Below are 7,169 nucleotides of genomic sequence, written 5' to 3'. Positions count from 1 at the left end.
GGTAATGGAGGGGAAACATTGGGCTCGACCTTGAGCACCACCGGCGGAACATCAGAAGATGGGCTTGGAACCTCCTCGATACGCGGTGCCATGCCGGCAGGCTTTTTCGGTTGGGGTGGGTCCAACGGGTCTTGCGCAGGGCGTTTTTGTACCGTATTCGCACCAGGCTGCTCGGGGGGCGGCGACCCTGTGGCAGTTTTTCCTGCCTCGTCGAGCTTCTTCAATCCCCGTTCGCTCAAGGAACCATCAAGCCTGACATATTGCGCCCAACTCCTGGGGCTAAGCTTGTGTTTGCGTAGAAACTGCACTTGCGAGACTGACGTGCCCGGTGTTTGCAGACCCGCTTTCCACTCGCGTAAATGGTCAGTGGTGATGCCGTTATAGATAACACCGGCTGCGGTTTCCAGCCTATCCATGCCAGCCGGCCCCAGGCTTCCATCGATCCTGACATAGTTCCTGAAAACAGCCGGGTTAAGATGATGATGACCGGCAAATCCTGTCAGGGTCATTGCATCACGCGCTTGCTGTGTCATGTTTCGCCAATCCTGGATATGCGTTACGTTCGTCTGCCGAAAGGGGGTGTTGGCGGGGCGATTGCGCAGAATCATACCGGCAGGGCTTAACTTACCGTCGCGCTGTACGTAGTAGTTGAAGGTCTTGCGGGGCAAGTTATGCAATTGGGCAAACTCCTCACGGCTAATACTCAGAGCCCCCTCGCGGGGTAACGTCTCCCAGTCCCGCAAATGATCAGCAGTGATTATTTCGTAGGGCGTTGTCGACGCCGAATTTGAGCGCTCTTTTGCGAGACGCTGCTGGCCCTTACTGGTTAAGGAACCCTCACTGGTAACGTAGTTTTTCCATCTGAGTGGGTTGAGGTTGTGTTCGCGCAGGAAGGCCTCTGCCGTCACTGAGTTGCCGGGTTTTTCAGCGTGTTGCTTCCACTTGTGCAAATGCTCATTGGTAATGTCGGTATACGTGTGATCGCTCGCCCTGTTCAACACTACCTGACCGAGATCTGCCACGCTGCCATCGGCCCGGACATGACCTCTGAGGTTCTTCAGATTGAGGTTATGGCGACCGGCAAACCCTTCCAAGGTCATTTCATTGCGCTGCGTCTGCGCCATGTTCTGCCACTCACGGATATGCGCTTGGGCTATCTCATTTTTGGGTGTTTTGGCGGGGCGGTTGCGCACGATCAAGCCGGCATCGCTCAACTGGCCGTCAGGTTTCACGTAGAACTCAAAGGTAGCCGGGGAGAGTTTTTTCTGTCGGGCAAAACCCCGCCGAGTAAGACTTGCCTGTTCATCTGGCGACAAGGCTTCCCAATCCCGTAAATGTTTAGCCTCGATCTGGAGAGGTCCGCCACCCAATGCCCCCAGGCGTTGCCATTGGTCCCCCTCTACATGCCGAACCAGCAACTCGGTTTGCCGGTTATTGTGATAAACCCGGGCCTGCACGGCGCCGTCTTCCGTGCGTAACACCTGGCGCACCTCGTACACTGCAGTTTCACCGTTGCTGTCGGTATGGCGTATGTGCGACAGGTGCCCATCGGCGGCTACATACACACCCTGACGGTTGCGTGTGAGCCCCGCGATTTGAGATTCGGGCACTTTGAAGTGCCCGAACAGCTCATGGCTCAGCTCATCGATGTGGGGAGTATCTACCTCACCCGCGACAGCCTGGGTCACAACCCTGAACTCTTCAAGCGGGCTGCCATAAGGGCGCATGGTGTCGGCGTCGAATGAATACCACTTGCCCCCCTTGAGCACGGCGGCGCCCTCCACCGTCTGGCCTGCCACCTTCAGGGTGCCCGTTGCGGCGGCGTCATACTGTTTACTGATGGTTTTCAACACGTCGTAACTGCCGGTGGCGCCTCTTAGCGTGTTCACGGCCTTGACGCCTTTGGACAGCAAATAAAGACCACCGGAGGCCACCAACCTGGGCACATCACCCACCCCACCCACAGGGTTGAGCACCTCAATGGCCGCCACGCCGATGACCTTGGCCGCCCGCAATGTTCTGGCGCCAATGGAAAGCGCTGAACGGCCGACCTTGAGCAGTTTTCCGGCGGTGGCGGTGCCAGCGGTCAGAAAGCCGAACACATCCAGCAAGAGATCGAATGCACCCGCGCCGTACTGGCCGTTCTGAAAATTGACGATGGCGGACCTGAAGGGGATCAGGTTCAACAAGAACTCGCTCAACTGCGCGTTCGCCGTGTCCAGGGCGGTCTGCCCGCGGGCTTGCTGCTTGATGGCCGGATCGTCGAGCGCCAGATGCTCCACAAAGGCAGCGCCGATCGCATGAGATCGGGCGCTGGCAAAGCTATTCCAGGGTGCGTTGTTCAGCGGGCGCTCACGCCCCAGATCATCTGCTGCATGGCTGGGCGTGAATACTCGAGTCGTCGCAACCTTGTTACCATCCCTGGCCTGCTTAATCTTCGTATCGTAGAGGCTCGCCCTTGCAATCGTGCCTTTGTTGAAGTCGATGAGGTAGGCGAGCGACGTACCTTGCAGCTCAGTTTTAACCAGTAATTCTGGTTTATGTTGACCGTGCGTATTATTGAAATGACCGTCCATGACGTATGAGCCTTCCTGGAAAAAACTGATTTTTCCAAACTCCAAGTGCTTGCGATCCTCCAAGGGCAGTTGCGAGATCATGTGCCTGACTGTTGTATGGACGGCGGCCTTTTTTTCCTCGATTGCGCGTTTGAATTGCCGTTCAAACTCAGCTGGCACACCAAACTGTGGGTTAGCGTTCAACGCCGTTAACACCTTTTGCAGGGCATTGCCCTTGAGTGAACTGCTGGGTTCATGCGCCTTGAAGGGCCTGGGTTCCAGCCAGTCGATCATGGCGATATCCATTAGCGAGAGCCCTCCCCCTTCAATCGCCACGTAGTGCTGATCAATCGCGAATACTTTTTCTTCGAAAAACGCGCCCAGGTCGCCAAATCGCTCCTTGAGCCTGGCCAGTGCAATCTCTTTTCGTGTGGGCAATGCATCGTCCAGTGCCTGGGAGGCGGCGAGACGGGTGTCTAGCTGGGTGTTGAATGCGGTCCTTGCCGACTCAAGTTGCGCGGGCAGATAGCCGTCATCGTATTTTCTTGTGAGTACGCCACTTGCCACGGCCCAGTCCAGCAGCGCCACCGTCTCTGCCGTTTGGGTGACTGCCGGGTCAACCCGCCGCGCTTCCTGGGCTTCGCTCATGACCTGGGCAAACGTCATGCCGGGAACTTTGCCCGGTGTCTGCGCCTCGATCGTCATCGCTGCAACCGTCAGGCTGGCCCAGGCGTGACTGCCGACTTTCACCGTCGCAGGAATGTCCTTGATCAGAAACTGCGGCGCTGCCTTGGCCAGCAACAGGTAGGCACCGACACTCGCCAGCGCAGCGCTGGTTTTGCCTGTACTGCTCAAATGTTCGGCCAAGCCCGCCACCACCGCGCAGGCGTGGTGCCCGGCATGCGTGTCACTACCCAGATCGAACCCGGCGCCCTTGTTGCGATCAGGCGCGGTGATCGACTCAGGGTCCATCTGCAGGGCGATAGCCGCCAGCAGGTAATCGCTCGCGCTACTGTCGCTGTCAATGCCTTGCATTGTTTGCTGCAGCGTTTTGCCCATCCGTTGCCCTTGCGGCGAATTAAGCAGCGCTTCGAGTATTTTTACCGGGTCGCTGCCCACCTCTGCCGGCAGCGGCTGCCGATAGCGCAGAAACTCCAGCACGCCGCCCTTGGTTTGCATCACCAGCGGTTGGTCGCCCAGGTGGTGGGCGTGATTCAGGGTGATCAGGCGCAAGCGCCGTTGTTCGTCTGCGCTCAAGGGAACCGACCAGGATAATGCGCCGCCCAGATTACCCAGCAAGGGGTTGGGGCTGCTGGGTAGCGCCCCCTCTTGGCGGGGACGAGGAGGCGTCATCGAGGCGTCGGCAGTGTGGGTCACAGACGGTGACGGATGCTCATCTGTCGGCAGGGTCAGCGAAAAATGCGGGTGTACGGCGGTAGTGCTTGTCATAAAAAGCAACCTGTCCATGATCAAGGAAGTATTCCGACGAAAGCACCTGCCAGCGCTTTCACTCACTCATTGACGGCTGGCGCTCGGCGCGATGGAGGCTGACACGCCGAGCGCTTGAACTCAGCGATCAGGGTCCGGCTTGATCGCTACATCAGGTACCGGTTTATAGAAAGGGCCATAGTCCAGCAGTAACTCCTCCCCTTTCTTGATGTCCTTGAGCGCCACATAGAACGTCAGGTTTTTACCGACCGCGATAGACACGACATTGTTGGACATCCACGCCGGCCCCTCGCCCAGTTGCGAGGTATTGATAAGGCTCAGGGTGTTGCCGGTGTGCAGCCCGCTCACCGTCCGCGTACCCGAACGTGTACCGAACAGGTAAGTCATTACAGCCCGCGACCCTTGCTTGCGTTGCTCCTGGAACAATGACGCTTCATCTGCGTGATATTTACCTGCGTAGGGGCCAAGCACTTCATATTGGGGAATGTCGCGCCGCGCCCACACCGAAGCACCGCGAGCCGGCCCTCCATCGTCCAGTGGCGTGACCACTTCCAGGGCGTCATCAAACCGGGACTGAAGCTGGCCTTCGGTACGCAGCCAGTCTTTGATCGATGCCTTGATCTGGGCTGAAACGCGCGATTTTGTCGGGTTATCAAGCCCGTCCAGCACGCCATTCCAGTAGGAGATGCGGATGTCATCGATCGGGCCTTCAAGTGATTGGGTCAAGCTGATTCTGGGGTTCACCGGGTCCTGCAGAATCGGCAGCGTGTTGTCGATCTGATGGCGAGGCAATGTCGGGAATTCGCTGGGCTCTACCTTGATCACCACGGGCGGGACTGCCGAAGACGGGCCTGGGACCTCTGTGCCGTGTGGCGTGCCGGCGTGCGGGGTCATATCCGCGACCTTGGGTTGCGGCGGGTCCAAAGGGTCTGTTGCCGGTCGTTTTCGTGCGGTATCCACATCCGGTTGCTCAGGAACGGGGCGCGGCTCAATGCCTTGCTGTAACCGTCCGAGGCGTTGCAAAGCGGTCCCTGTAAACGAGCCGTCAACGCTCACGTACTTCGTCCAGAGGTCTGGATTGAGCCTGTGCTGTTGCACGAACTGCGCCTGCGTGACGGTGTTGTCTGCGTTCTCGGCAAGCGCTTGCCACTGGCGTAAAAGGTCAGCGGTAATCCTGCGATAAACACCATCACTTGCATTCTTCATCAAGGCTTCGCCAGCGGCCGACAGACCACCATCAGTGCGCACATGAGCTCTGAAGGAATGCACACTAAGGTTATGCTCAACGGCGAAACCTTCCATGGTCATGGTGTCACGCGCCTGCTGTGTCATGCGTTGCCACTTTTTGATATGCGTTTCAGTCACCCTACCCAGCGCTGTGTTGGTAGCGCGGTTGCGCACCGTCACGCCAGCAGGGCTCAATTTGCCGTCAGGCTGCACGTAATATTCAAAGGTTCTTGGCGAGATCTGCTTATGGCGGGCAAAGCCTTTACGGGTAATGCTCTGCTGTTGCACCTGCGGCAACGCCTCCCACTCGCGCAAATGCTCAGGCGTGATCACCTCCATGAGCGCCCTCGGCGCATGAGCCATGGGGCCCAGTGCGGCGCGCTCGAGGCGGTCCGTGGCGGTCTTTTTCAAGGAGCCATCCACATTGACCCAGTCTCTCCAGGTACCTGGATGGAGCCCGTGCTCGTGGGTGAACTGCGCCTGCGTGACCACGTTATCCGGGTTCTCACTATGCGCTTTCCATTGGCGAAGATGGTCATCGGTAATCTTGTTAGGGGCAACACCGGCCGCCCTCTCCATCAGTTCTCTACCGACCGGCCCCAAGGTCCCGTCTCGCCGCACATGGGTTTTGAACGAGCCCGGATTAACGTTATAAAGCTCGGCAAACCCCTCGAGCGTCAGTTCGTCACGCTCCGTCTGTGGCATGTCTTGCCAATCACGGATATGGGTTTCAGTCACTGGATAGAAAGGCGTGTTGGGTGCGCGATCACGCACCGCCACGCCGGTAGCGGTTAACTGGCCATCTGGTTTCACATAGCGCTTGAACACTTTTGGGTGGATCTGTTGCTGGCGGGCAAAGCCTGCGGGGGTCAGGCTTTGCTGCTGCTCCAAAGGCAACGCTTGCCAAGCGCGCAAATGATCAGCCATGGGGGTCGGGGCCTGAACGGCGGACGCCCGCGCGGCGTTTTGCCGTGCGCGCTCCAGACGCTGCGCGCCCGCCTCCTTCAACGAACCATCCACGTTGACGTACTGCGCCCAGCTACGTTGGCTGAGCCCGTGCTGGCTCACGAACTGTGCTGACGTCAATGCGTTGTCTGGCTGCCTGAAAAGCTCGTCCCACTGGCGTAAATGCTCATCGGTAAGCTGGTTGTTTTTGGTGCGAATGGAGGCGTTGCCCAACGTTTCCCCCCTGCTCATCAGGATGCCGTCCTTACGCACATAGGTTTTGAACGTCCCGGGTCGAAGGTTATGCAGAAGGGCAAATCCGTCCTGGTTCATTTCGTCACGCTGTGCTTGTGTCATGTTTTGCCAATCACGCACATGCGTTTCGGTCACCTTATCGGTGAATGTGTTGGCGGGGCGGTCACGCACGATCACGCCGCTATCGCTCAACTGACCGTCAGGCTTCACAAAGAACTCAAAGGTTTTCTGTGGAAGGTTATTCTTTTTGGCAAAGCCCTTTCGGGTAAGACTGGCCTGTTCATCCGGCGACAACGCCTCCCAGGCCCGCAAATGTTCAGCCGTGATCTGCCCGCCACCGGGCGCCCCCAGGCGTTGCCATTGGTCACCTTGCATATGCTGGACCAGCAACTCGGTTTGTCGGTTGTTGTGATAGACCCGCGCCTGTACACCCCCCTCTTCGGTACGAGTGACCTGGCGGACCTCGTACACCGCTGTCTCACCGTTGCTGTCGGTATGGCGTATATGCGATCCGTGCCCATCGGCGGCTACATACACGCCCTGGCTATTGCGTGTGAGCCCAGCGATTTCGGACTCGGGCACTTTGAAGTGGCTGAACAGCTCATGGCTCAGCTCACTCCATTCATCGGCGTGTGCGACGTCAACCTCACCCGCCCCAGCCTGGGTTCCGCCCTTGCACTCGCCCAGCCGGCGTCCATACGGGCGCATCGGTTCGGCATCGACTTCATACCACTTGCC

The 7,169-nt window shown here is 58.4% G+C and carries 2 protein-coding genes; both read right to left on the bottom strand.

Features of this window, described 5'->3' with window-relative positions; all coding sequences use genetic code 11:
* A partial coding sequence (locus GIW04_RS25930) for an SET domain-containing protein (protein ID WP_236479329.1) occupies positions 1-4,004 on the bottom strand: 4,004 nt, incomplete at its 3' end.
* 120 nt (positions 4,005-4,124) lie between these two features.
* Positions 4,125-6,902: an SET domain-containing protein-lysine N-methyltransferase gene (locus GIW04_RS31345; RefSeq protein ID WP_236479328.1), complete on the bottom strand. Its 2,778-nt coding sequence runs from the start codon at positions 6,900-6,902 to the stop codon at positions 4,125-4,127.
* Between the last annotated feature and the right edge of the window lie 267 nt (positions 6,903-7,169).

It is taken from the genome of Pseudomonas sp. PA-4-8C (assembly GCF_021606625.1).
In the GTDB taxonomy this organism is placed as follows: Bacteria; Pseudomonadota; Gammaproteobacteria; order Pseudomonadales; family Pseudomonadaceae; genus Aquipseudomonas; species Aquipseudomonas lactis.
The sequence above is the reverse complement of the archived record's forward strand: the minus strand, read 5'-3'. Positions and strand labels throughout refer to the sequence as shown.